The following is a 24,039-nucleotide window of genomic DNA, read 5'->3' on the forward strand; positions in this document are numbered from 1 at the left end:
ACAAATTGAAATGGGCAGCCGGCTTAAGTACTCGCTGCCCCTGTTCACTGCCTTGTATGGAATGCCTGCATGTCGACCTTGACCGCATCACCTGCCGCCACCTCGAGTCCGCCTCAAGTAAGCCCGTTAGTCATGCGCATCCTCGGCGCCTGTGCCCTGGCGCACCTGATCAATGACCTGATCCAGGCCGTATTGCCGTCGATCTACCCGATGCTCAAGGCCAATTACGGGCTGAGCTTTACCCAGGTCGGCCTGATCACCCTGACCTTCCAACTGACCGCGTCCCTGCTGCAACCCTGGATCGGCTACCACACCGACCGGCATCCCAAGCCGTGGCTGCTGCCGGCAGGCATGGTCTGCACCCTGGTCGGCATCCTGATGCTGGCGTTTGTCGGCAGCTTCCCGGCGATCCTGCTGGCGGCAGCCCTGGTGGGCGTCGGCTCGTCGACCTTCCACCCGGAAACCTCGCGCGTCGCGCGCCTGGCCTCCGGCGGGCGCTACGGCCTGGCGCAATCGACCTTCCAGGTCGGTGGCAACGCCGGCAGCGCGTTGGGGCCGTTGCTCGCGGCGGCGATCATCATTCCCTATGGTCAGGGCAACATCGCCTGGTTCGGGCTGTTTGCCGTGTTCGCGATCCTGGTGCTGTATGGCTTGAGCCGCTGGTACCGCAACCACCTCAACCTGTTCAAGCTCAAGCAAGGCGGCAAAGCCACCCACGGCTTGTCCAAAGGCCGCGTGACGTTTGCCCTGGTGGTGCTGGCGGTGCTGGTGTTCTCCAAATACTTCTACATGACCAGCCTGACCAGCTACTTCACGTTTTACCTGATTGAAAAATTCCACCTGTCGGTATCGAGTTCCCAGATGTATCTGTTCCTGTTCCTCGGGGCGGTGGCCGTGGGCACCTTCGCGGGCGGGCCGATCGGCGACAGGATCGGGCGCAAGAAAGTCATCTGGTTCTCGATCCTCGGTGCCGCGCCGTTCACCCTGGCCCTGCCCTACGTCGACCTGTTCTGGACCGCCGTGCTCAGCGTGGTGATCGGTTTTGTTCTCGCCTCGGCGTTCTCGGCCATCGTGGTATTTGCCCAGGAACTGGTGCCGGGCAATGTCGGCATGATCGCCGGGATCTTTTTCGGCCTGATGTTCGGCTTCAGCGGTATCGGCGCGGCGCTGCTCGGCCTGCTCGCCGACAGCCACGGCATTGAGTACGTCTACACACTGTGCTCATTCCTGCCGCTGGTGGGCATCCTGACGATACTGCTGCCGTCGACCAAAGGCGTCTGAACCGCCGATCATCGAATAGCTGTATGCCACTACCTTTTGTGTTCTGAAAACCCTGTGTGTGCGCTTACAATCCCGGTTTAAACGCACACCCAGGCAGACCCGGCACGAAATGACGCTCGACCCTCCTACGATTCTGGCACTCACCGTTGCCCTGGCCGCCGCTGCTGCCCTGTACCTGGCCATAGAATGGCGCAGCGTACGCGAACCTTCGCTGCTGTTCTGGAGCGCCGGTTTCGCCACCATCACCGTCGGTTCCACCCTGGCCCTGCTGCGCATCAATGGCTATTTGCTCATCGGCATCTGGTTTGCCAACGGCTTGCTGGTGAGCGCGCATGTCCTGTTTTTGCTCGGTGTCGCGCGCTTTACCCACGTGCGCCTGTCACCACTGTGGCTGCTGATGCTGGCCGTGTGGCTGGGCATGCTGATGCTGCCGACCGACCTGCCGTGGTCCAAGGCCATGCTGGGCGTGCAGTCGCTGCTTGTGGCACTGCCGACCTTGCGTGCGAGTTTCCTGCTGAGGCCCCACGGCCGGTCATTGAGCATCGGCGCGGTGCAACTGCGTTATGTGCTGCTGGTCCACGGGAGTTTCTACGTGGCCAAGGCGCTGTCGGTGATGATCCCCGGCACCTTGATCGACCTTGCGGCGTTCAAGGGCGAGATCATCCAGGTGTCCCTGGTGGAAGGCGCGATGGCGATCATGCTGATTGCGCTGTCGATGACCGGTTCCGAACGCTACCGTCGCGAACAGCAGATCGCCCGCCTCGCCGCCCGCGACCCGCTCACCGCCCTCTACAACCGCCGCGCCCTCGACCTGCGCGCCCCGCGCCTGCTGGCCCAGGTGTCGGCGCAACAACCGGGCGCCCTGCTGCTGATCGACATCGACAACTTCAAGTCGGTCAACGACCTCCACGGCCATACCGCCGGCGACCGCGTGCTGATCGCCTTGAGCGAGATGATTCGCGCAGTCGTGCCCCGAGGCGCGCTGGCTGCACGTTTGGGCGGTGATGAGTTTGTGATCCTGCTCAATCCGGCCTCGACTGAGCAGATCGTCGAACTGGGCAGCAGCCTGCGCGAGCAGTTTCAGCAACTGGCCGCGCAGACGTTCGCCACGCCCGCGCCCGTGACCCTGAGCATCGGCGCCACCCTGTTCGACCAGCCGCCGGCCAGCCTGGCGGCGCTGATCGAACAGGGGGACACCACGCTGTATGAGTCCAAGCGTGGCGGGCGGGATAGCATTCGGTTGGTGGATCGGACGGGGTCTGGTTCCTACAGCGAAAGGTCGTAATTGACCGCCACACTGCACCCCGTCATTGCGCCCAGCCCGAACAGGCACGCGACCCCCAGCCCATACGCCAGCGTGCGCCACGGCTGCCATCCCGCCAGATACATCAGTGTATGGGCCATCCGCGCCAGGGTGAAACCGCCGAACAACCAGGCTGTGGGCGCACCGGCAGTGCCCAGCGCCACACACAACCCGCCGAGCACGAAGAACAACGGGATATTCTCCAGGTCATTGGCCCAGGCCCTGGACGCCCGACTCACCTGGGGTAACTCCACGGGATGTGCAGCACGCTTGAAGACTGCCGCATCTTCGCGGTTGGTGAAGGCCAGCCCGCGAAGCCGGAAAAAACCCTGATAGCAGGAAATGCCAAACATCTTCAGGCACAGCACCAGCACGCACAGGGCGTAGATGTTCAACAGCTCATTCATCCCGAAATCCCTTCAGCACGATGTAGAGCAACGGCCCCACCGAGACGAACACCGCCGTCAGCAAGAAGTACGGCAGCACCGACGCCAGCGACCGTCCCCGCGACCGTGCATCCCGGTACATCCACACACAGGCCAGCACGGCCATCAGGTACAGGTCGGTTACTACCTGCGCGGTGTCCGGGCGCGATATCAACTCTCGTCCGAAGGCCAGCAACGATTGCTCGGCCGTGAGCAGCGTGAACAGCGTGTACAGCGAAAAGCCCAGCAGAGCGGCAAGTGCCAGATAAGGTTTGTGCATGGTCTGTTCCTTGACGTGATCGAGGCCCACCCTAGTGATAAGGTTGCCTTCCTCGCAATGACCTCGGAGGTCATCGTCACGCCATGGATACCCCCGCTACTGCCGGCGAACACTTGCGCCAGCTACGCCGACAGGCTGGCCTGAGCCAACTTGACCTGGCCCTGATCACCGGCGTTTCCCAGCGCCACCTCAGTTGCCTCGAAACCGGCCGCGCCAAGCCGAGCCCAGGTACGTTGCAGCACCTGCTAACCGCACTGGAAACACCGCTGGAGCAGTGCAACCGCGTGTTCCTCGCCGCCGGCTTCGCGCCCCGCTATACCGCTACTCCGCTCGCCGCCCCGGCCATGGCTGCGATTCGCGAGGCGGTCAGCCATGTACTGCACGCCAACAACCCGGCCCCGGCGATCCTGCTCGGCAGCCACTGGGAAGTACTGGCGGCGAATGCCAGTACTGGTGTGCTGTTGGGGCTCGTGGGGGTCACGCCGCCAATGGAAGGCCTGAACCTGCTGACCACCCTGCTGCAACCCGGTGGCCTGGGCGACCACCTGATCAACGCCGAAGAAATCCGCACCCTGGCCTGGCAACGGGCAAGCCGCGAAGCGTTGGGCAACCCCGTATTGGCCGCGTTACTGGCGAGCTTGCCCGCCCCCGCCCCCGCTGCGCCGCCCACTGAAATGCCGCCGCTGGTGGTGACCCGCCTGCACTCCAGTCGGGGCGAGCTGAACTTCCTGTCCACCTTCACCACCTTCGGCATGCCCCAGGACATCACCCTCACCTCCCTGCGCATCGAACATCTGATTCCCGCTGACGCCACCACCTGGCAGGTGATGCGCGCCGCCTATGGGGAAAATGCCGCACTGGTTTTGTGAAATATCTGTACGTAGACTGCCGCCATACCTCAACTTAAGGCGGCGAAGAAAACGTCATGCAAGTTACCGAAGTCTCCATTGCCCAATTGCGCGCGGCACTCGAATCCGGCCAGACCACGGCCGTTGAACTGGTGCACGCTTACCTCGCGCGGATCGATGCCTATGACGGCCCGCAGACCGCTACCGCACTCAACGCCGTCGTCGTGCGTAACCCCGATGCCCTGAAGGAAGCTGAGGCTTCCGATGCACGCCGGGCCAAGGGCACAACCTTGGGACCACTGGATGGCATTCCCTATACCGCCAAGGACAGCTATCTGGTCAAAGGGCTGACCGCCGCCTCCGGCAGCCCGGCGTTCGCCAAGCTGGTCGCCCAGCGCGATGCGTTCACCATCGAGCGTCTGCGCGCCGGTGGCGCCATCTGCCTGGGCAAGACCAACATGCCGCCGATGGCCAATGGCGGCATGCAGCGCGGCGTGTATGGCCGCGCGGAAAGCCCGTATAACGCCGACTACCTCACCGCGCCGTTCGCCTCCGGTTCATCCAACGGTGCCGGCACCGCCACCGCCGCCAGCTTTGCCGCCTTCGGCCTGGCGGAAGAAACCTGGTCCAGCGGCCGTGGCCCGGCGTCCAACAACGGCCTGTGCGCCTACACCCCGTCCCGTGGGGTGATTTCGGTGCGCGGTAACTGGCCGTTGACCCCGACCATGGACGTGGTGGTGCCCTACGCCCGCACTATGGCCGACCTGCTGGAAGTGCTCGACGTGGTGGTGGCCGACGACCCGGACACCCGTGGCGACCTGTGGCGCCTGCAGCCGTGGGTGCCGATCCCCGACGTCGCCTCGGTGCGCCCGGCGTCCTACGCTGAACTGGCGGTCAACACTGAAGCCTTGGCCGGCAAACGCTTCGGCGTGCCGCGCATGTACATCAATGCCGACCCCGAGGCCGGCACCAGCGAAAAGCCCGGCATCGGCGGGCCGACCGGGCAGAAGATCAACACCCGTGACAGCGTCATCGACTTATGGAAAGACGCCCGCCGGGCGCTGGAAGCCGCCGGCGCCGAAGTCGTCGAGGTCGATTTCCCGCTGGTGTCCAACTGCGAAGGCGACCGCCCCGGCGCGCCGACCGTGTTTACCCGTGGTCTGGTGTCCAAGGAATTCCTGCACGATGAACTGTGGGAACTGTCGGCCTGGGCCTTCGATGATTTCCTGCGCGCCAACAATGATCCGGCCCTGAACCGCCTGGCCGATGTGGACGGGCCGAAGATCTTCCCCCACGACCCCGGCACCTTGCCCAACCGTGAAGACGACCTCGCGGCCGGCATGGACGAATACGTGCGCATGGCCGAGCGTGGCATCACCCCGTGGAACGAGATCAGCACTGTCCCCGATGGCCTGCGTGGCCTTGAGCAAACCCGGCGGATCGACCTGGAAGACTGGATGGACGGCCTCGGCCTTGACGCGGTGCTGTTCCCGACCGTGGCCGATGTGGGCCCGGCGGATGCCGATGTGAACGAAGCCAGTGCCGATATCGCGTGGAGCAATGGTGTATGGGTGGCCAACGGCAACCTCGCCATCCGCCATCTGGGCGTGCCTACCGTTACCGTGCCCATGGGCGTGATGGCGGATATCGGCATGCCGGTCGGGCTGACCTTTGCCGGGCGGGCCTATGAGGATTCGGCATTGCTGCGGTTTGCGGCGGCGTATGAAGCCACCGGCAGCAAACGCCTGATCCCGCCGCGCACGCCGCCGCTGGCGACACACTAACTGATTCACTGTGGGAGGGGGCTTGCTCCCGATGAGGGAGTGTCAGTTGATGCATCTGTGGCTGAACTACTGCCATCGGGAGCAAGCCCCCTCCCACATTTGGATCTGCATATATCAGGTAGATCTCGGTCTGCTTTTGCTCTGGCTTTTGCAGTCTTCGAGCCGACCGGAGTTGTGACTGGTGTACTCGGTTAAGTGTGGGAGGGGGCTTGCTCCCGATGAGGGAGTGTCAGTTGATGCAACTGTGGCTGACCCACTGCAATCGGGAGCAAGCCCCCTCCCACAGTTCTAACCGCATTTCAAGTCAGGCCATATAGGGCACGGCAATCAGCAGGATTACCGTGCCATGGCAGGCCGTTGCAGCCAACACGCCATGACGCATACGCACCAGCGCGCAGGCCAGCCCTTCGATCAGGGGTAAACAGCAACACCGGCCATCCCAGTTGGGTCACGCTCAAGGCCAGGAAGGCATGGCAGGCGGCAAACACCACGCCACTGATCATCAGTCGCGCGCGACCGCAATCATGTCGATCTCCACCGCCGCCGACTTCGGCAACTGCATCACCCCCACCGACGTGCGCGTATGCACCCCGGCACTGCCGAGGATCTCGTGCAACAGGTCGGACGCGCCGTTGGCCACTTCACTCTGCTGATCGAAGTCCTCGGCGCTGCGCACATACACGGTGATACGCGGGATGGCCTTGACCCGGCCCAGCGAACCGAGCGCCTGCTTGAGCAGGCCCAGGCAGCGCAATGCACTGATGCCGGCAGCGATTTGCGCCTGGGCCAGGGTCAAGGTGTCACCGACTTTACCCGGCAGCACGATCGTGTCGCCGACGCGAGGAATCTGCCCGCTGATGTACAGGTGGTTGCCGTCGCGCACCAGCGGCGTGTAGTTGCCGCCGACTTTGAACTCATCCAATTGATAGCCAAGGCGTTGTTGCACGGCCTGGTATTTTTCATCCGGTGTCATGGGCGCGAGTCCTCGTTGCGACGCTGCCACTCATCCACCACGTCGCCCATCGTCTTGGGTGTTGGGTTGCGAATCCAGGCCATGAAAGACCGGTCGAACTTGAACCCCGCGCCGCAGTGCTCACGCATGAAACGGCGTACGTTCTGGGTGTTTTTGTAGTGTGAAGTGACAGGCGTGCTGCGGGTGATGGGGGCGCTGTGCCAATCGAAGTCCATTTGCGTAACGCTCTGATGTTTCGGGAGCACGCAGCATAGCGCTAAATGGCCACTGTGAACGCCGGTGAACCGACGCTGACAGTGGATCTTTTTCAGCGCCTATCAGGCGAAATCCGCCCCTCGGGTATTGACGAACAACGCGTAGATCGAATGGCTGCCGGCCATGAACAGGCGGTTGCCTTCGCGGCCGCCAAAGCACAGGTTGGGGCAGCGTTCCGGCAGCGAGATATGCCCGATGGCCTTGCCCTGGGGATTGAATACGCGCACGCCGTCGAGCTTCTCCAGGTCGGCCTTGGGGTCGCCATTGCCGCCCCAGCCGCACCAGAGATTGCCGCTCTCGTCGCACTTGATGCCGTCCAGCGCTGCGTATTCAAAGCCTTCGATATGCTTGCGCCGCTCTCCCAGGGTGCCGTCGTCCTTGACGTCAATAGCCCAGATCAGCCGATTGGGCTTGGCCCGCCCTTCCACCACGTAGAGGGTCCTTTCATCCGGCGCAAAGCACAGGCCGTTGGGACCGTTGAGATCGTCGATCACCCGCGTGACCTTGCCGCTTTCAGCGTCGATGCGGTACACGCCATGGGGTTGGGTGGGGGTGATCTTGTGGCCTTCGTAGTTGTTGCCGGTCTGGAATGGCGGGTCGCTGAACCACACCGAACCATCGCGCTTGCACACGATGTCGTTGGGCGAGTTGAAGGGCTTGCCGTCAAAGCTGTCCGCCAGCACGGTGATGCGGCCGTTATGCTCGGTGCGGGTAATACGCCGCCCCTCGCCAGAGGTGGTCGAACCTTCGCACACCAGCAGGCGACCCTGACGATCGCGGCACATGCCGTTGGAGAAGTTGGCGTTTTCGCGGTACACCGACAGGCTGTCGGTCACCTCATCCCAACGCACGATGCGGTTGTTGGGGATATCACTGAGCAGCAGGTAGCGGCCATCGCCGATCCACACCGGCCCCTCGGCCCAGCGCAGGCCGGTCGCCAGGCGCTCAACGCTGGCATTGAACAGGCGCAGCTCGAGGAAACTGTCGTCGAGCACCTTGATCAGCGGGTCTGGATAACGCTGGCTCAACGGCTCGATAGCGTCTGCCAGGCGAGGCAGGTTACCCAGCACCGCCACCGACGCGGAAACCGCCAGGGATCGCTTGAGAAAGCCCCGGCGGCTGTGTTCGGGCCGGGCAGGCGAAGGGGGAAAATCCATAGGTATCTCCGTTATTTTATTGTTAGACGGTAGACTAGTTTTAACCCGTGATGAGACATCGTACAAGATTGAAAATCTCATCCAACCCTTACAATCCAAGGTTTTGCGCAAATATTCTAAATTTTGCTTTCCAAACCCTCTGCAACTATTGCAATGTTGTACGATGACACACTCGGTAACGTGTCGCCCGCACACCTCCCCAACAACAATAAGGAAACACCCATGCAAAACGTCAAAGTGCTGATCGGTTTTCTGTGCCTGTTCAGCGGGTATGTGGCCGCTGCCCCTGCCGCCGACAAAGACGTCGCCCAAGCGGTCGACCACCTGACCCAGGCGATGCTGCATAAAGACCTCAAGCAGCTCCAGAGCTTGACCGCCGAGAACCTCACCTACGGCCACTCAAGCGGCAAGATCCAGAACAAGCAGGAATTCATCGCCGACATCGAGACCGGACGCAGCGGCTTCAAGACCCTCGAAATGCAGAAACAGACCATCACCTTGAGCGGCGACACTGCGCTGGTACGCAACCACTTCTCCGCCCTGGCGGTGAACAGTGGCAAAGAAGTGCCGACCGAAATCGAGAACTTCCAGATCTGGCAGAAGCATAAAGGCCACTGGCTGCTGATCGGTCGCCAGGCGTTTAAATTCTGATGGCTAGCGGTGAGCCATCGGGCTCACCACTGCACCACCTTGCGCACCTTCACCAGCGCCTCGCGCAGCGCCGGCATGTCCACCGAGCCCAAGGCCAGGCGCAACGCGTGGGGCACGTGGGCCGAAACGGCGAAGGGCTCGGCGGTGGAGACGGAAATACCGTCGCGCTGCAAGGTCATGGCGACTTGATCGGCGCGGGCCTCTTCCGCCAGGGGCAGCCACAAGAAATACGATGACGGGTGGCTGGTGTAGGCCACCCCATTGAGCACCTGCGCCGCCAAGGCTTGCCGCGCCCGCGCATCCTGGCGCTTTTGGGCTTCCAGTTGCGCCAACGTGCCGTCCTCGATCCAGGCGACCGCAATCGCACTCATCACCCCCGGCACGTTCCAGGTGGTGGCCATGATGGTGCGCTCCAGGGCTTTCACCCAACCCGAAGGGGCAGCGATAAACCCCACGCGCAGGCCGGTCGCGACACTTTTGGACAGCCCGCCCACGTAGACCGTGCGCTCCGGCGCCAATCTCGCCACGGGCAGCGGCACGTCCTCGGCCAGGAACGCGTAGGCCGCATCCTCGATGATCATCAGGTTGTGCTGACGGGCAATCGCCACCAACTGCTCACGCTGCGCCAGGCTCAGCACCCAGCCCAACGGGTTATGCAGAGTCGGCATGCTGTACACGGCACGCACCGGGCGCTTGCGACACAGGCTTTGCAGGTGATCCAGGTCCGGGCCGTCGGCGGTGACCGGGATGGCGACGATCTCCAGGTGCAGCGTCTCGGCCAGCACCTTGAACCCCGAATACGTCAAGGCGTCGACGGCGATCACATCACCGGGCTTGAGCAAGGCCATCATGGTCACGGCCAACCCGTGCTGGGCGCCGCTGACCACCAGCACCTGTTCGGCCTCGACCGTCAGCCCTCGGCTCAACAGATGCCGCGCGACGGCGGCGCGCTCATGCAGGCGACCGGCGTGGGGCTGGTAACGCAGCAGCGCTTCAAGGTCGCCGGACAGCGCCAACTGGCGCAATGCGGTGCGCAGCAAGTCGGCCTGGCCCGGCAAGGACGGGTAGTTGAAATTCAGATCGAGCATGCCCGCCGCCACTCTCATCTGCCCGCTGCCCTGCCCCGGCGGCAGCGAGATTTCGCGCACAAAGGTGCCCCGGCCTGTCTCGCCACTGACCAGGCCCATCGCCTCCAGCTCGGCGTACACCCGGCTGGCGGTGACCAGCGCCAGGCCATGCTCGGCGGCCAACTGGCGGTGGGTCGGCAGCCGTGTGCCGGGGGGCATGCTGCCTGAGCGAATGGCCTCGGCGAAGCTGTCGACCAACGACTTGTAGCGGGCGCGGGGCATAAGCGATGTATCCATGACAATTTTTTGATTGTCTTTATCTTCGACCCTAGGATGCCTCCCACGCAACTCATCCTTTTCGGGCGCCCCTCATGGAACGTACGTCTCCCCTCAGCAGCCTGGATACCCGCACTCAAGGCTGGATCAACGGCTTCATCGGCGTGGTGATCTTCAGCGGCTCGTTGCCGGCCACGCGCCTGGCGGTGATGGAATTCGACCCGGTGTTCCTCACCCTGATCCGCGCCGCCATTGCCGGCCTGCTGGGGCTGGCTTTGCTGTGGCTGTTCAAGGAAAAACGCCCCGCGCGCCATCAATGGATGCCCCTGGCCATCGTCGCCCTCGGCGTGGTGATCGGTTTCCCCCTGCTCACTGCACTGGCGCTGCAATACGTGACCTCCGCACACTCCATCGTCTTTATCGGCCTGCTGCCGCTGGCGACCGCCGTGTTTGCTGTACTGCGCGGCGGCGAGCGTCCGCGCCCGGTGTTCTGGCTGTTTTCGATCCTCGGCAGCGCGCTGGTGATGGGGTACGCCTTTGCCCAAGGCTTGAGCGCCGCACCGGCAGGTGACGTGCTGATGCTGCTGGCGGTGCTGGTGTGCGGCCTGGGGTATGCCGAAGGCGCCAAATTGTCGCGCAGCCTGGGCGGCTGGCAGGTGATCTGCTGGGCGCTGGTGGTGTCGTTGCCGGTGGTGGTGCCGTTGAGCCTGGCGCTGGCACCGTCGAGCGTCAGCGGCATCAGCCTGCCGGCCTGGCTGAGCCTGGGCTATGTGTCGCTGTTCAGCATGTTGATCGGCTTTGTGTTCTGGTATCGCGGCCTGGCCCAGGGTGGTATTGCCGCAGTCGGCCAGTTGCAACTGCTGCAACCGTTCTTCGGTCTGGCGCTGGCAGCGGGCTTGCTGCATGAACAGGTCAGCCTGGGCATGCTGCTGGTGACGGTCGCGGTGATCGGCTGCGTGGCCGGGGCCAGGCGGTTCGCGCGCTAACGCTGGGGCGCGACCATCTTGAACTTGATGTTGATGTCGTTGGACACCACGCTGTTGCCGGCCCATTCGCCTTCACCGATCCTGAAGTCGCCGCGCTTGAGGATGAACTCACCGTCGAACACGCCAATGCCATCCAGCTCCTTGAGCACTACGTTGACCGCCACCGGGCGCGTGGCGCCCTTGATCGTCAGGTTACCGCTGATGTTGAAGCGGTTATTCCCCAAGGCCGTGACACCGGTGGACTCATACACGCCCACTGGATAGGTCGCGGTATCGAACCACGAGGCCCGTTGCAGCTCATCGTTCGCCTCCGGGCTGCCGGCATCGATACTCGCCAGCTGGATCTTGAGCAAGGCATGGCCGGTTTCGGGCTTTTGCGTGTCAAAGCTCAGCGTGCCTTCGAAGTCGCCGAAGGTGCCATACACCCGCTGCCCCAACTGCGTATAGGTAAAGCTGATCTGGCTGGCGGTGCGGTTGACGTCGGTGTACTCCGCCGCCTGGGCACAGCCGATGACACCCAGGGCCAGGGCCAACGTGAGAATTCGACGCTTCATGCCACGCTCCGCAAAAAAATGGATGTATTCCCATCAGGTGCCGGTCCTGCTAAACAGGCTAGTCGTTCACAACAATAAGGACGCTGCATGCCCACCCCTTCTCTACAGGACATCACCGCGCCGGAAGGCATCTGCTACGGCTGCGGCGGCAGCAATCCGCATGGCTTGCACATCAAGAGCCGCTGGGACGCCGATGGTGTCCATGTCGTCGCCGAACATCATCCCGAGGCAAAATACAGCGGCTGGCCCGACCTGGTCTACGGCGGCTTGATCGCCATGCTGGTGGACTGCCATTCCAACTGGACCGCCATGGCCTACCACTACCGTGCCGAACAGCGCGAACCCGGCAGCCTGCCGCGCATCGACTGCGTCACCGGCAACCTGGGCATCAAATTTATCAAGCCCACACCGATGGGCGTGCGCCTCACGTTGCGCGCTCGGGTCGAAGGCGAAGTGGGCCGCAAAAGCCGCGTGGTCTGCGAGGTGTACGCCGGAGAGGTGCTCACGGCAGTCGGCGACTCGCTGTTCGTGCGCGTCGACACCCGCGAACTGGCTGCAGCCGCCCATGGCCGTGAAAGCTGATCCTGGTCTACATTGACTGGCACCGCTAATCGAGGACCGAACCGATGACTCGTCTCACCGCGAAAGACTTTGCCCCCGAACTGCTGGAACTCTACGACGGCTATGCCCACGGCAAGATCAACCGCCGCGAATTTCTCGACCGCGCCGCGCTGTTCACCTTTGGCGGCCTCACCGCTTCGGCCCTGCTGGCGGCCCTGAGCCCCAACTATGCCCTGGCCGAACAGGTGAAATTCACCGACCCGGACATCGTTGCCGACTACATCACCTACCCCTCGCCCAAGGGCAACGGCACCGTGCGTGGCTACCTGGTGCGCCCGGCCAAGGCCGCCGGCAAGCTGCCGGCCGTGGTGGTGGTCCACGAAAACCGTGGCCTCAACCCCTACATCGAAGACGTCGCCCGGCGCCTGGCCAAAGCCGGGTTTATCGCCCTCGCGCCGGACGGCCTGAGCTCGGTGGGCGGCTATCCCGGCAACGATGAAAAAGGCGTGGCGCTGCAACAGACAGTCGACCCGACCAAGCTGATGAACGACTTCTTCGCCGCCATCGAATGGCTGATGCACCACGACAGCAGCACCGGCAAGGTCGGCATCACCGGCTTCTGCTATGGCGGCGGCGTGACCAATGCAGCGGCGGTGGCTTACCCGGAACTGGGCGCGGCGGTGTCGTTCTACGGGCGCCAGCCGCAAGACAAGGACGTGCCGCGCATCAAGGCGCCGATCATGCTGCATTTCGGCGAGCTGGATACGCGGATCAACGAAGGGTGGCCGGCGTATGAAAAGGCCCTGAAGGCTGCCGGCACGACTTATGAAGCGTATATCTACAAGGGGGCCAATCATGGTTTCCATAACGATTCGACACCGCGTTATGACGAGGCGGCGGCGAATCTGGCGTGGGAAAGGACGCTGGGCTGGTTCCGTAAATACCTGGCCTGAATGCAGTCAACATGTGGGAGGGGGCAAGCCCCTCCCACAGTGATCGTTCCCGCGTTCCTCCAGCAACCAGTCCTTGAATGCCAGCATCGCCGAGGTCTCGGCCCGCGACTGCAAACGCGTCAGCCAGTAGCTGCCGGTGCTGATGCCGACGTCGAAGGGCTGGCGAATCACATCACTCTCCAGTTGCCGCGAGAACATCATCGCCGGCGCCAGCGCCACGCCGCTGCCTTGCAGTGCCGCCTCCATCATCGCCAGCGACGAGTCGAACACGATGCTGCGCGGTACCAGGGTGTCGGCGGGCAACCCGGCAGCCTGAAGCCATAGGCTCCACTCATCCGCGCGGTAGGAGCGCAGCAGCGTGTGTTTCAACAGGTCGGCCGGCGTGTGCAACTGCTCGGCGAGTGACGGCACACACAGTACCGTCAGCGGCGCGTCCAGCAATTCCACCGCATCCGTGCCGTGCCAGGCACCTGAACCGAAACGAATCGCGTAATCCAGGCCTTCGGCCGCCACGTCGACACGGTTGTTGTGGGTGGACAGGCGCAGGTCGATGAACGGGAAGCGGCTCTGGAAGTCCGGCAGTCGTGGCAGCAGCCAGCCGACGGCGAAGGTGCCAACCGCTCCCACCGTGAGCACCTCGCGGTAATGCCCGCCCTCGAACTGGCCTAAGGTATGGGCAATGCGGTCGAACGACTCGCGCACCACCGGCAGCAGGGTTTCACCTTCGCGGGTGAGCATCAGCCCGCGCGGCAGGCGCTTGAACAAGGTGACAGTGAGCTGCGCCTCCAGGCTTTTGACCTGATGGCTGACCGCCGCCTGGGTCACGCACAACTCGATGGCAGCGCGGGTAAAGCTCAAATGCCGAGCGGCCGCTTCGAACGCGCGCAAGGCGTTCAACGGTAAATGGGAGCGGAGCATATCGACCCTAATATTTCTAATGGCTGCTGCGAGATATCATCGTTTGCCCAGGGCTGGCGAACTGCCTACATTTGCCTCGCCCGCGCAGGCTCTTCATTCAATCGATCATTCTCATGGAAGCGTTATCATGCCCCAACATTTATTGTCTGGCGTGCGTAATTTCACCGCCCTCGCGGTCTTTATCGCCGCCGGCAACTGCCTGGCCGCCACCGACCTGCAGGCAGTGGTGGATGCCAATGTAAAACCGCTGATGCAGCAGCAGTCGATTAACGGCCTGGTGGTCGGCGTGGTGCGGGACGGCAAGGCGCAATACTTTAACTACGGCGTCGCGGCCACCGACACCCGCCAGCCGGTCAGCGAAAACACCCTGTTCGAAGTCGGCTCGGTGAGCAAAACCTTCACCGCCACTCTGGCCGGTTATGCCGTGGCCACCGGCGCACTCAAGCTTTCCAACCCGGCCAGCCACTACCTGCCGGCACTGGGCGGCGGCAAGTTCGACCACATCAGCGTGCTTAACCTCGGCACCTACACCGCAGGCGGCTTGCCCCTGCAGTTCCCCGCTCAGGCGGATAACAGCCAGCACATGATCAGCTACTTCCAGCACTGGAAACCCGACTTCGCTCCTGGCACCCGGCGCCTGTATTCCAACCCGAGCCTGGGGTTGTTCGGCTATCTGGCGGCGCAGAGCCTGAAGCAGCCGTTCGATCAGGTGATGGAGAAAACCCTGTTGCCCGCACTCGGGCTCAAGCACACCTTCATCAAGGTGCCGCAGAGCCAGATGAGCCTGTACGCCCAGGGCTATGGCAAAGATGGCAAACCTGTGCGCGTCGGCCCCGGCGCCATGGACAGCGAGGCCTACGGCATCAAGACCAGCGCTGCGGACTTGCTGAAGTACGTTGAGGTGAACATGCACCCGGCGAATCTGGATAAAACCTTGCAGCAGGCGATTACCGTGACTCACACGGGTTACTACAGCGTGGACGGCATGATCCAGGGCCTGGGTTGGGAAATGTACCCCTACCCCATCCAGCTCGATGCGTTGATTGCCGGCAACTCCACACCCATGGCAATGGAGCCGCACACTGTCGACTGGCTGACGCCAGCGCAAGCGCCCCACGCCGACACCCTGGTGAATAAAACCGGTTCCACCAATGGGTTTGGCGCCTACGTGGCGTATGTGCCGAGCAAAGGTTTGGGCGTGGTGATATTGGCGAACAAGAACTACCCGAATGCCGAACGGGTAAAAGTCGCCCATGCAATCTTGAGTGCGATGGACCAATAGAGCCGGACGCAAAACCAATGCGGGAGGGGCCCTGTCCCTCGCACCTGTTAACACTGGATGGCACCAGTGAGATGGGCATCATCACCGGCCTCGTGGAAGCAGCGGGGTTGCAGGGACTGCACTTCAGCACCGATAAGCTTGTGCGTGAGCCGCAAGCGCTGCCGGGGACGATCCGCGCACTGATCGCGACCTTGATGCCGGAAAACGCCTAAGCTCAACAGTCACTTTGCCAGAGGAGACTCCCCATGCAGCTCGAAGGATCCTGCCACTGCGGCGCCGTGACGTTCAGCCTCACCAGTGCCCATCCCTACCCTTACCAGCGTTGCTATTGCTCGATCTGCCGCAAGACCCAGGGCGGCGGCGGTTACGCGATCAACCTGGCCGGCGACTCCAAGAGTTTGCAGGTGCGCGGACGCAAACAGATTTCGATCTACCACGCCCGGCTCAAGCCGGAGGGCGCCAGCCGTGCGCATGCGAGTAGCGCCGAGCGGCATTTCTGTTCGCAGTGCGGCAGTGCGCTATGGCTGTTCAGCCCGGAGTGGCCGGAGCTGATCCACCCGTTTGCCTCGGCCATCGACACGCCGTTGCCGGTGCCGCCGGCGCATACGCACTTGATGCTGGGCTCGAAGGCGCCGTGGGTCGAGGTCAGCGTGCGCAAAGGCGATCTGCAGTTTGATGAATACCCCGAAGAATCCATCGCACAGTGGCATGAACGCCATGGGCTTCGCCGTTAACAGTCTTTGACAGTTTCCCGACAAAGTTCGCAAAGATTGTTGGACGGCCCTTCCCTAGCATTCGAGCATCCAAACAGCCATTCGGGTGCTCCTCATGTTTCGCAGATTGCGCGGTATTCCGCTGCTGGGTTGCCTGCTGGGCAGCCTCGGTTGCCATGGGCAACCGCCGGCACCGCCGCCCATTCAGAAGGGTGACTACGGCGCGATCATCCGCTACCTGCAAGCCCGCATTCCCCGGGCGATCGCCCAAGAGCATATCGCCGGCCTGTCGATTGCCCTGGTCAATGGCCAGGAGCTGATCTGGGCCCAGGGCTTCGGCCTGGCCGACAAGGCCAGGGGCGTACCGGTCACGCCCAACACGGCGTTCCGTGCCGGTGGCATTTCCAAGCTGCTCACCGCCACGGCCGCGCTGCAATGTGTGGAACAACAACGGCTGGCGCTGGATGCGCCGATCCAGCAGACCCTGCGCGAGTTTTACGTGCGCTCGCGCTTTCATGACGACCAGGCCGCTGCCGACCGCGCTGTCACCCTGCGGCGTTTACTCAGCCACCAGTCCGGCCTGCCCAGTGAACACCTGCGTGACCTGCGCAGCACCTACGCCATGGGGCAGATGCCGATGCGCGTGTCGGGGGTTTGGCTGAGCAGCCCGCCAGGCTCGCAGGTGGCGTATTCCAACCTCGGTTATGCCCTGGTGGGCGCGGCCATCGAGCGCAGCAGCGGCAAAAGCTTTGAAGCCCAGTTGCAAAACAGCCTGCTCAAGCCGCTGGAAATGAACCAGTCGAGTTTTGTCGGCACCGCCAGCCAGCAGGCGTTCCGCGCCCTGGGCTACACGGACGGCGTTGCCAGTACCGATGGCCCGGTGCGCGACATCGCCGCCAGCGGCCTGTGGGCAAGCCCGAAAGACCTCGGGCATTACGTGCACATGCTCTTCGCCCAAGGCGTCTACAAAGGCAACCGCGTGCTGGGCAGCACTTCGATTGACGCGATGTTCACCCAGCAGAACACCGGCAATGCGCTGGACTTCGATTGCCAGATGGGCTTGGGCTGGTTCCTCGCCCCATGCGGTGACGAACCCGTCGGCCCCGGTATACGCACCTACCAGCACAGCGGTGGCGGCGACGATTTTGCCGCGCAGTTGAGCCTGCTGCCCGACCAGCAACTGGCCGTGATCATCATGGCCAATGACAGCAACGCCGAAGACCTGGTGGCCGGCCTGGCCACCGACACCCTGCGCCTGCTGCTCCAGGCGCAAACCGGCCAGGCGGTCTGCGCCGACGACTGCCAGGCGCCCAGCCACGGCCTGAAACTGCGCCACGTGCCGGCCGCCATCGACCGCAAGCGCCTGGCCGGGTTCTACGCCACCGCCTGGGGCGTGTTCCGGATCAAGGATGACGATCAGCGGCTGTCGGGCCAGTTGGCCGGCTACACCTTCGAATTGTTGCGCGACGACGACGGCTGGTTGCGCGCGCAGAAGAAAGTGCTCGGCTTCTGGCTCAAGGACCTCGGCGAACTGGGCCGCGTGCAACTGGACGTGATCAGCGTGCAAGGCCGCCAGATGCTCACCGCCCGCAGCCACGGCCAGCGCGTGGCTATCGGTGAGCGCATCGAGCCGCTGCCCTTGCCCTCGGCCTGGGCCGACACCATCGGCACCTATCAAGTGCTCAACACCCATGAGCCGGACGCCCCCCTGAGCGGCATCAGCGTGCGCCTGGAAGACGGCTTCCTGGTGATCCGCGGCCAACTGCACGACGAACCGCTGACCGACTACATCCTGCTGCCGATCGACAACGCCCATGCGGTCCTCGCCGGTAACGGCTACGGCCTGGGCGATACGGTGAGCCGCCAGATCAACGGTCTCAGCGCCTCGGGCTACGCCTTCAAACGCACCCGCTCCCCTCATAAACCCTTGGCCTTCTAACCCCATATGGAACCCTTTATGCGCTCAACCCCCCTGTACCTGTCGCTTTCCTCACTCTGCCTGCTGGCCGCTGCCGACCGCGCAATTGCCGAAGACTGGCAATACAGCCTCAAGGCCGGCATGGCCAACGTGCCCCGCTACAGCGGCAGCGATGAACGCATGACCGCGCCGGTGCTGGGCGGCAAAGTCGTCAGCCCCTGGGGGATCTTCCTCGACACCGACAAAGGCCTGGGCTGGGGCTATGAAGGCAACGCCTTGAGCTTCAGCACCTATATCGGTGCCAGCCATTCACGCAAGGACAAGAATCAAAGCCTGCACGCCGGCTCGAAGCGGCTCAAGGGCATGGGCGAGATCAAGGCCCGCCCGCAAGTGGGAGTGAGTGCCGGCTATAACCTGGGGGGTGTGATTGTCGGCGCAACCCTGGAGCACGCACTCAAGGAAGATGACCACAAGGACAGCGGCAAGGCGTTCACCCACCTGGAGCTGAGCCTGGGCACCACGCTCTACGACGGCCGCTACGGATCGGTCGATGCCAGCCTCAACAGTCACTTTGGTGACCGCAATTACCTGCAGACCTGGTACGGCGTGACCACCGGCCAGGCCGCGCAAAGTCGCTTCAAGGCCTACAAGGCCGGTGCGGGCAATATCAGCAATGGCATGAACCTGGTGTGGAGCCTGCCGATCAGCGAGCACACCCAGTTCTCGACCCTGCTGGATGTGCAATACCTGGCGGATGACGCGGGCAAGAGCCCGATTGTGGAGCGGCGCTTGCAGACCTCGGTGATGGGGGTGTTGGAATACACCTTTTGACCGGGTAAGCCCGTCAGAAAATGTGGGAAGGGGCTGGCTCCCTCCCACATTTGCCTCCCACTGTTCTCCGGATACCTATTCGGCATAAGCCCACGTCATGCGAAACGACGCCCCGCCCCACTCCGAATCCAACACCTGCACTTGCCCGCCATGCCACTGCGACACCCGCTGCACCAGCGCCAGGCCGAGGCCGAAGCCGCCGGTGCGGCGATCGCGGCTGGCATCCAGGCGTATGAAGGGCTGGAAGATCCTGGCCCGACCTTCCTCGGGCACGCCAGGGCCGTCGTCACACACACGCACTTCGTAGCCCTCGCCGAACTTGACCAGCGACACCTCGACCCGGCGCTCGGCATAACGGATGGCATTGCGCAGCAGGTTGATCACGGCGCGGGCCATGAAGCGCGGTTCGATCTGGATAACGTCGACCTCGCAGGTACGCAGCGTCAGCTGGATACCGGCCGCCTCCGCCTCCAGCGCGACGCTGCCGATCACGCTGTCGAGCCAGCTGTGAGCCTCGATGCGCTCGCGGGTAACCTGGGTGGCGCCGCGCTCCAGACTGGCGTAGGTGAGCAGTTCGGACACCATCTCCTCCAGCTCGCCGAGGTCGGCGTACATATCGGCGATCAATTCGCCCCGCTGGTGCGGGTCGGCCTGTTGCTTGAGCTGGTCGAGTTCGAACGATAACCGTGCAATCGGTGTACGCAGCTCGTGGGACACGGCATTGGTGAGTTCACGCTGGTTGGCGATCAGGCTTTCGATGCGCTCGGCCATCTGGTTGAAGTGCCCGGCCAGCGCACGCACGGTGGAGCTGCGCGGCAGCAGGATGCGCGAGCCGAGGTCGTTGTCGCCAAAACGTTGCGCGGCCAGGCGGATATGTTCCAGGTCGCGCCAATGCGGGCGCACCCAGAAATACAGGACGATGGCCAGGCACAGCCCGAGAAAACCATACGCCCACAGGTATAACCACTTGGGCTCTTCCGGCAGCTTGATTTCCAGCAGTTGCGAGCCACCGTCGATGGCCGTGAGAAACTCCATGAAGTCGCCGCGCACTACCAGCAGGCCCTGGTCCAAGAGCTTTCGTTCGCGCTCGGTGAGGGCCTGGGTTTCCTTCTGCACCAGCTTCAGCAGCAACCCATAATGAGGCTGCAAGTCGGCCAGCCGGGCCTGGCGCGCCTCGCCTTGCAGAGGACGCAATTGCTCCACCAGCCCATACGCCGGGCCACGCAGGGCTTCGCGATTATAGGTCTCGTTGGCTTCGGGGAGCAGCTCGTCGAAGGTGTAGTTGACCAGCCAGATCGCTCCTGCAAGGCCGATCGCCAGAATCACATACAGGCGCAGAAACAGGCGCAGCATCTAGACCTCCCACGCAAACGGATTGAATAGATAACCCTTGCCCCAGATGGTCTTGATGCACACCGGCTCACGGGGGTTGTCATTGAGCTTGCCGCGCAGCTTGCTGATGTACACGTCGACGCTGCGGTTAAGGCCATCGAAGGCGATGCCGCGCATGCGGTTGAGGATGTCGTCGCGGGAAAGAATCTTGCCCGCGCTGCTGGCCAGCAACCACAGCAGTTCGAACTCCATGGTGGTGAGGTCTATCTGCTCGTCCCCCAGGCTGACCACCCGGCAACTGCGGTCAATCGCCAAGCGGCCGAACGCGAGGGCGCCGCGCACCGTCGGCTCCGGCGCCTGGCGACGTTGCAGGGCGCGCAGGCGGGCCAGGAGTACCGGCGGCTTGATCGGCTTGATCACATAGTCGTCGGCACCCGACTCCAGGCCGAGGATGTGGTCAAGGTCGTCTTCCTTGGCGGTGAGAATCACAATCGGCGTGTCGGACACGTTGCGAATCTCGCGGCACACGTGCAAGCCGCTCTGACCCGGCAGCATCAGGTCGAGCACGACGATCTTCGGTTTGAACGCCAGGAACGCCGCGAACGCTTCATCGCCGCGGTGCACCACGAGCACCTCAAAACCATGCTGTGACAGAAAATGCGCGATTAGCCCTGCCAGCTTCTCGTCGTCCTCAACGAGCAGGACCTTGCCCAAACCCAGGTTTTCCATAAGTTCTCAGTGTGCAGACGCAGATTGAAGAGCGGGCATTATAGGTGGCAAGCTGGGCAACTAACGTAACTGGCCAGCTGGCGCCGACGAAGCTTCATGCTTTTAAGAGTTTTTAACAAATAGCCTGCAATCTTTAACGCCATTCACAGGGAGTTGTATGCGCAAGGATTACCTGGCGTTCTTCGTTTCACTGTTCCTGTCGCGGCTGGCGGACCAGATTCTGTTGTTTATCGTGCCGCTGATTGTGTTCCAGACCACCCACAGCGTGTCCTGGGCGGGGCTGGCGTTTTTCGTTGAGTCACTGCCGCGCTATCTGGCGTTCCCGGTGTGCGGGGCGTTGTGCGACAAGTATTCACCTGTGCGCATCCTGCATATCAGCCAGGTTTACCGGGCGTTGGCCTGTGTGGCGGCGGTGGCCTTGTATGGGATGTTCGACGGTATCTACTGGCTGGTGCTGCTGTCGGCGTTGTGCGGGGTGCTGACGACCCAGGGCATCATGGCCCGCGAAGTGTTGATGCCGTATGTCTTCCAGCAGTACAGCTATGCCAAGACCCTCTCCTACTCGCAGATCGCCGACCAGAGTGGCCTGGTGCTCGGGCCGCTGGTGGCCGCGCTGATGCTGGAGGTGTGGGCCTGGCATTGGGTGGTGCTGGGGGTTGCGGGGTTGTTTGTGCTGGCGGACCTGGCGATGCTGGCCTGGCAGCGTAAAACCACGGCGAGCCTGGAAACCCATCAGCAGCACCGGGATATCTGGCTGCAACCGCTGCGCATCGCCTTCGGGCATATCCGTAACCTGGTGGAGCTGAAGCGGATCATTACCCTGGCGGTCGGCGTGAACCTGATCATCGGCGTGACGCTGGCCACCTCCGCCGCCATGGTCACCGGCCTGTACGCCGCCGACAAGGACACCTATGCCCTGCTCCAGGCGGCCGGCGCGGGGGTGACCATCGCGATTCTGTTTTACCTGGCGCGCGCCACCTTGCCCTTGAAAGTGCTGGGCGGGCTGTCTTATTCGATGATCGGCGCCGGCGCGCTGATCATGGCGGTCAGCCCCAACCTGTGGGCGTACACCCTGGGTTTCCTGCTGGTCACTGGCTTCGACAAGATGTTCAACGTTTACCTGCGCAGCACCCGTCAGCGGGTCATTCCCGTGCAGGACTTCGGCAAGACGGTGGGCGTGATCACCTTGCTCAACAACCTGCCCCAGCCGCTGGCCGGCCTGGTGATTGCACTGCTGGCTGCGCCCTTGGGCACGCAAACGGTGATCCTGCTACTGACCGGGATCACCGCATTGATCGGCGTGGCCGTGGCCTCAGGCTGGCACGCCACTGTGAAAGCGGAACTCGATGTCGGGTGATTCGATCAGGTCCTGCTCCGCCGCCCTCACCCGCTCGATCACCTGGGCGATATCCTTGGCGTCGCCATACTGGTAGGCCAGCTTCAGGTAACCCTGGAAGTGCCGCGCCTCGCTTTTCAGCAGGCCGAAATAAAACTTGCCGAGTTCTTCGTCCAAATGCGGCACCAGTGCTTCGAAACGCTCGCAACTGCGTGCTTCGATAAACGCGCCGACGACCAGGGTGTCCACCAGCTTGACCGGCTCGTGGCTGCGTACCACCTTGCGCAAACCCGAGGCGTAACGCCCGGCATGCAACTGGCGCAGTTCGACTTTGCGCTTTTTCATCAGGCGCATGACCTGCTCGTGGTGCACCAGTTCTTCCCGGGCCAGGCGCGACATCATATTGATCAGGTCAACGTGGCCATGGTACTTGGCGATCAGGCTCAGGGCGGTGCTGGCTGCTTTGAATTCGCAGTTCTTGTGGTCGATCAGCAGGGTGTCCTGGTCGGCCAATGCGGCCTGCACCCAGGCATCGGGGGTGGGGCAACCGAGGAATTCGTGGATTTCGGGCAGGTTCATCGGGCTCACGGGCAAAGGATCACAAAAGGCCGCCGATTATACCGACCGCGCCGCAGACCACCAGCCACCGGCCTTGATGTGCATCAACATGACGTCTGGCGGGCAGCAACTATAGTTGTTCCACGCCCACCCTTTTGGAGATCCGACCATGCAAGCCATTCGCAGCATCCTGGTGGTCATCGAGCCCGAGCATTCGGAAAGCCTGGCCCTCAAGCGCGCCAAGCTGATCGCCGGGGTTACCGGCGCGCACCTGCACTTGCTGGTCTGCGACCGGAAACACGAGCACTCGGCGCTGTTGAGCCTGCTCAAGTCCGGTTTGCAGGAGGACGGTTACAGCGTCAGCACGGAGCAGGCGTGGAACGAAAGCCTGCATGACACCATTATCGAGGTGCAGCAGGCTGAAGGCTGCGGGCTGGTGATCAAGCAGCACTTTCCCGACAGCCCGCTGAAAAAAGCGCTGCTGACACCGGCGGACTGGAAGCTGCTGCGCTTCTGCCCGACGCCGGTGTTGCTGGTCAAGACGTCCACGCCTTGGGCGGAGAGAGTGATTCTGGCGGCGATTGATGTGGGCAATACCGATGCCGAGCACCGCTCGCTGCATAATTCGATCATTGATCACGGCTTTGATATCGCCAGCCTGGCGAAGGCGCAGTTGCACGTGATCAGCGCCCACCCATCGCCGATGTTGTCGGCGGCGGACCCGACGTTTCAACTCAAGGAAACCATCGAGGCGCGCTATCGCGAGCAGTGCAAGGCGTTCCAGGCGGAATTCGATGTGGATGACGCACACCTGCATATCGAGGAAGGCCCGGCGGATGTGCTGATTCCCTTCGCGGCGCATAAATGGCAGGCGGCCGTGACCATTATCGGCACCGTGGCGCGCACCGGGATTTCCGGGGCGCTGATCGGCAATACGGCGGAGGTGATACTGGATGCGGTGGAAAGTGATGTGCTGGTGCTCAAGCCGCAGACATTGATGGATCACCTGGAAGAACTGGCGACCAAGGCCTGACGCCGATCCCCCAGACAACCGAGATCCAATGTGGG

General features: G+C 63.0%; 25 protein-coding genes and 2 pseudogenes. 15 read left to right on the top strand and 12 right to left on the bottom strand.

The window, feature by feature from the left end:
• Positions 1–69 precede the first annotated feature (69 nt).
• Together M2397_RS08965 and M2397_RS08970 are read left to right on the top strand one after the other, a co-directional pair.
• Positions 70–1,281, top strand: coding sequence for an MFS transporter (locus M2397_RS08965; RefSeq protein WP_131696090.1), 1,212 nt, complete (start codon positions 70–72; stop codon positions 1,279–1,281).
• Positions 1,282–1,390: 109 nt separating this feature from the next.
• A complete protein-coding gene (locus tag M2397_RS08970) occupies positions 1,391–2,566 on the top strand; it encodes a GGDEF domain-containing protein (protein WP_145337584.1) in 1,176 nt (391 codons plus the stop codon).
• On the opposite strand, the gene M2397_RS08975 is transcribed toward M2397_RS08970, so the two are convergent.
• Together M2397_RS08975 and M2397_RS08980 are read right to left on the bottom strand one after the other, a co-directional pair.
• Positions 2,548–2,991, bottom strand: a complete 444-nt coding sequence (locus tag M2397_RS08975) for an MAPEG family protein (protein ID WP_131696088.1) — start codon at positions 2,989–2,991, stop codon at positions 2,548–2,550. The genes M2397_RS08970 and M2397_RS08975 overlap by 19 nt on opposite strands.
• Complete coding sequence (locus M2397_RS08980; RefSeq protein ID WP_145337582.1) at positions 2,984–3,289, bottom strand: DUF2834 domain-containing protein; 306 nt, start codon at positions 3,287–3,289, stop codon at positions 2,984–2,986. Before M2397_RS08980 ends, M2397_RS08975 begins: the two co-directional genes overlap by 8 nt.
• An 83-nt stretch (positions 3,290–3,372) precedes the next feature.
• Here M2397_RS08980 and M2397_RS08985 point away from each other — a divergent pair, with 83 nt between their 5' ends.
• The gene (locus M2397_RS08985; RefSeq protein WP_259242680.1) at positions 3,373–4,158 is read left to right on the top strand and encodes a helix-turn-helix transcriptional regulator; all 786 of its coding nucleotides are present in this window, start codon (positions 3,373–3,375) and stop codon (positions 4,156–4,158) included.
• Positions 4,159–4,214: 56 nt separating this feature from the next.
• Positions 4,215–5,921 (top strand): amidase, encoded by a 1,707-nt coding sequence (locus tag M2397_RS08990; RefSeq protein ID WP_259242681.1) that lies wholly within the window; start codon positions 4,215–4,217, stop codon positions 5,919–5,921.
• 304 nt (positions 5,922–6,225) lie between these two features.
• On the opposite strand, the pseudogene M2397_RS08995 reads toward M2397_RS08990, so the two are convergent.
• The 4 genes and pseudogenes from M2397_RS08995 to M2397_RS09010 form a co-directional block, all read right to left on the bottom strand.
• Positions 6,226–6,424: pseudogene (locus M2397_RS08995) on the bottom strand (CPBP family intramembrane glutamate endopeptidase); the annotation flags it as partial.
• Positions 6,424–6,894: a RidA family protein gene (locus tag M2397_RS09000; protein WP_167655848.1), complete on the bottom strand. Its 471-nt coding sequence runs from the start codon at positions 6,892–6,894 to the stop codon at positions 6,424–6,426. The gene M2397_RS09000 and the pseudogene M2397_RS08995, both read right to left, overlap by 1 nt.
• A complete protein-coding gene (locus M2397_RS09005; protein ID WP_259242682.1) occupies positions 6,891–7,109 on the bottom strand; it encodes a DUF6434 domain-containing protein in 219 nt (72 codons plus the stop codon). Before M2397_RS09005 ends, M2397_RS09000 begins: the two co-directional genes overlap by 4 nt.
• A 102-nt stretch (positions 7,110–7,211) precedes the next feature.
• The gene (locus tag M2397_RS09010; RefSeq protein ID WP_145337578.1) at positions 7,212–8,306 is read right to left on the bottom strand and encodes an SMP-30/gluconolactonase/LRE family protein; all 1,095 of its coding nucleotides are present in this window, start codon (positions 8,304–8,306) and stop codon (positions 7,212–7,214) included.
• Positions 8,307–8,528: 222 nt separating this feature from the next.
• Between M2397_RS09010 and M2397_RS09015 the strand changes: the two genes are divergently transcribed.
• Positions 8,529–8,957 (top strand): nuclear transport factor 2 family protein, encoded by a 429-nt coding sequence (locus tag M2397_RS09015; protein WP_259242683.1) that lies wholly within the window; start codon positions 8,529–8,531, stop codon positions 8,955–8,957.
• A gap of 23 nt (positions 8,958–8,980) precedes the next feature.
• On the opposite strand, the gene M2397_RS09020 is transcribed toward M2397_RS09015, so the two are convergent.
• Complete coding sequence (locus tag M2397_RS09020) at positions 8,981–10,306, bottom strand: PLP-dependent aminotransferase family protein (RefSeq protein ID WP_259242684.1); 1,326 nt, start codon at positions 10,304–10,306, stop codon at positions 8,981–8,983.
• 89 nt (positions 10,307–10,395) lie between these two features.
• On the opposite strand from M2397_RS09020, the gene M2397_RS09025 reads away from it, so the two are divergent.
• Positions 10,396–11,286, top strand: a complete 891-nt coding sequence (locus tag M2397_RS09025; RefSeq protein ID WP_259242685.1) for a DMT family transporter — start codon at positions 10,396–10,398, stop codon at positions 11,284–11,286.
• On the opposite strand, the gene M2397_RS09030 is transcribed toward M2397_RS09025, so the two are convergent.
• Positions 11,283–11,840 carry a YceI family protein gene (locus M2397_RS09030; protein ID WP_259242686.1) on the bottom strand — a complete coding sequence of 186 codons (558 nt, stop codon included), beginning with the start codon at positions 11,838–11,840 and terminating at the stop codon, positions 11,283–11,285. The two genes, M2397_RS09025 and M2397_RS09030, sit on opposite strands and share 4 nt — an antisense overlap.
• 87 nt (positions 11,841–11,927) lie before the next feature.
• Here M2397_RS09030 and M2397_RS09035 point away from each other — a divergent pair, with 87 nt between their 5' ends.
• Entirely contained in the window at positions 11,928–12,422 is a 495-nt protein-coding gene (locus M2397_RS09035) for a PaaI family thioesterase (protein WP_131696078.1), read from the top strand.
• 44 nt (positions 12,423–12,466) lie between these two features.
• Positions 12,467–13,354: a YghX family hydrolase gene (yghX, locus tag M2397_RS09040; RefSeq protein ID WP_131696077.1), complete on the top strand. Its 888-nt coding sequence runs from the start codon at positions 12,467–12,469 to the stop codon at positions 13,352–13,354.
• Between the two features lie 6 nt (positions 13,355–13,360).
• Here the strand turns inward: yghX and M2397_RS09045 are convergent, their stop codons facing one another.
• The gene (locus M2397_RS09045; protein WP_259242687.1) at positions 13,361–14,272 is read right to left on the bottom strand and encodes a LysR family transcriptional regulator; all 912 of its coding nucleotides are present in this window, start codon (positions 14,270–14,272) and stop codon (positions 13,361–13,363) included.
• Positions 14,273–14,399: 127 nt separating this feature from the next.
• Here M2397_RS09045 and ampC point away from each other — a divergent pair, with 127 nt between their 5' ends.
• The 5 genes and pseudogenes from ampC to M2397_RS09070 all read left to right on the top strand — a co-directional run bounded on the left by ampC (position 14,400) and on the right by M2397_RS09070 (position 19,016).
• Entirely contained in the window at positions 14,400–15,554 is a 1,155-nt protein-coding gene (gene ampC, locus M2397_RS09050) for a class C beta-lactamase (protein WP_259242688.1), read from the top strand.
• A 53-nt stretch (positions 15,555–15,607) separates the two neighbouring features.
• Positions 15,608–15,766, top strand: a pseudogene (locus tag M2397_RS30490) (hypothetical protein); the annotation flags it as partial.
• 33 nt (positions 15,767–15,799) lie between these two features.
• The gene (locus tag M2397_RS09060) at positions 15,800–16,288 is read left to right on the top strand and encodes a GFA family protein (protein WP_259242689.1); all 489 of its coding nucleotides are present in this window, start codon (positions 15,800–15,802) and stop codon (positions 16,286–16,288) included.
• 94 nt (positions 16,289–16,382) lie between these two features.
• Positions 16,383–18,206, top strand: coding sequence for a serine hydrolase (locus M2397_RS09065; RefSeq protein WP_259242690.1), 1,824 nt, complete (start codon positions 16,383–16,385; stop codon positions 18,204–18,206).
• Between the two features lie 18 nt (positions 18,207–18,224).
• On the top strand, positions 18,225–19,016 hold the full coding sequence (locus M2397_RS09070) for a MipA/OmpV family protein (RefSeq protein WP_145337569.1): 792 nt from the start codon (positions 18,225–18,227) through the stop codon (positions 19,014–19,016).
• Between the two features lie 75 nt (positions 19,017–19,091).
• On the opposite strand, the gene M2397_RS09075 is transcribed toward M2397_RS09070, so the two are convergent.
• Complete coding sequence (locus tag M2397_RS09075; protein ID WP_259242691.1) at positions 19,092–20,369, bottom strand: ATP-binding protein; 1,278 nt, start codon at positions 20,367–20,369, stop codon at positions 19,092–19,094.
• Entirely contained in the window at positions 20,370–21,077 is a 708-nt protein-coding gene (locus M2397_RS09080) for a winged helix-turn-helix domain-containing protein (protein WP_259242692.1), read from the bottom strand.
• A 157-nt stretch (positions 21,078–21,234) separates the two neighbouring features.
• On the opposite strand from M2397_RS09080, the gene M2397_RS09085 reads away from it, so the two are divergent.
• Positions 21,235–22,434, top strand: coding sequence for an MFS transporter (locus M2397_RS09085; RefSeq protein WP_259242693.1), 1,200 nt, complete (start codon positions 21,235–21,237; stop codon positions 22,432–22,434).
• Here M2397_RS09085 and M2397_RS09090 read toward each other — a convergent pair.
• Positions 22,390–22,992, bottom strand: coding sequence for a tRNA-(ms[2]io[6]A)-hydroxylase (locus tag M2397_RS09090; protein WP_131696068.1), 603 nt, complete (start codon positions 22,990–22,992; stop codon positions 22,390–22,392). The genes M2397_RS09085 and M2397_RS09090 overlap by 45 nt on opposite strands.
• Positions 22,993–23,140: 148 nt before the next feature.
• Between M2397_RS09090 and M2397_RS09095 the strand changes: the two genes are divergently transcribed.
• The gene (locus M2397_RS09095) at positions 23,141–24,004 is read left to right on the top strand and encodes a universal stress protein (protein WP_131696067.1); all 864 of its coding nucleotides are present in this window, start codon (positions 23,141–23,143) and stop codon (positions 24,002–24,004) included.
• The last annotated feature ends 35 nt before the right edge of the window (positions 24,005–24,039 follow it).

Source organism: Pseudomonas sp. BIGb0381, from assembly GCF_024809815.1.
In the GTDB taxonomy this organism is placed as follows: domain Bacteria; phylum Pseudomonadota; class Gammaproteobacteria; order Pseudomonadales; family Pseudomonadaceae; genus Aquipseudomonas.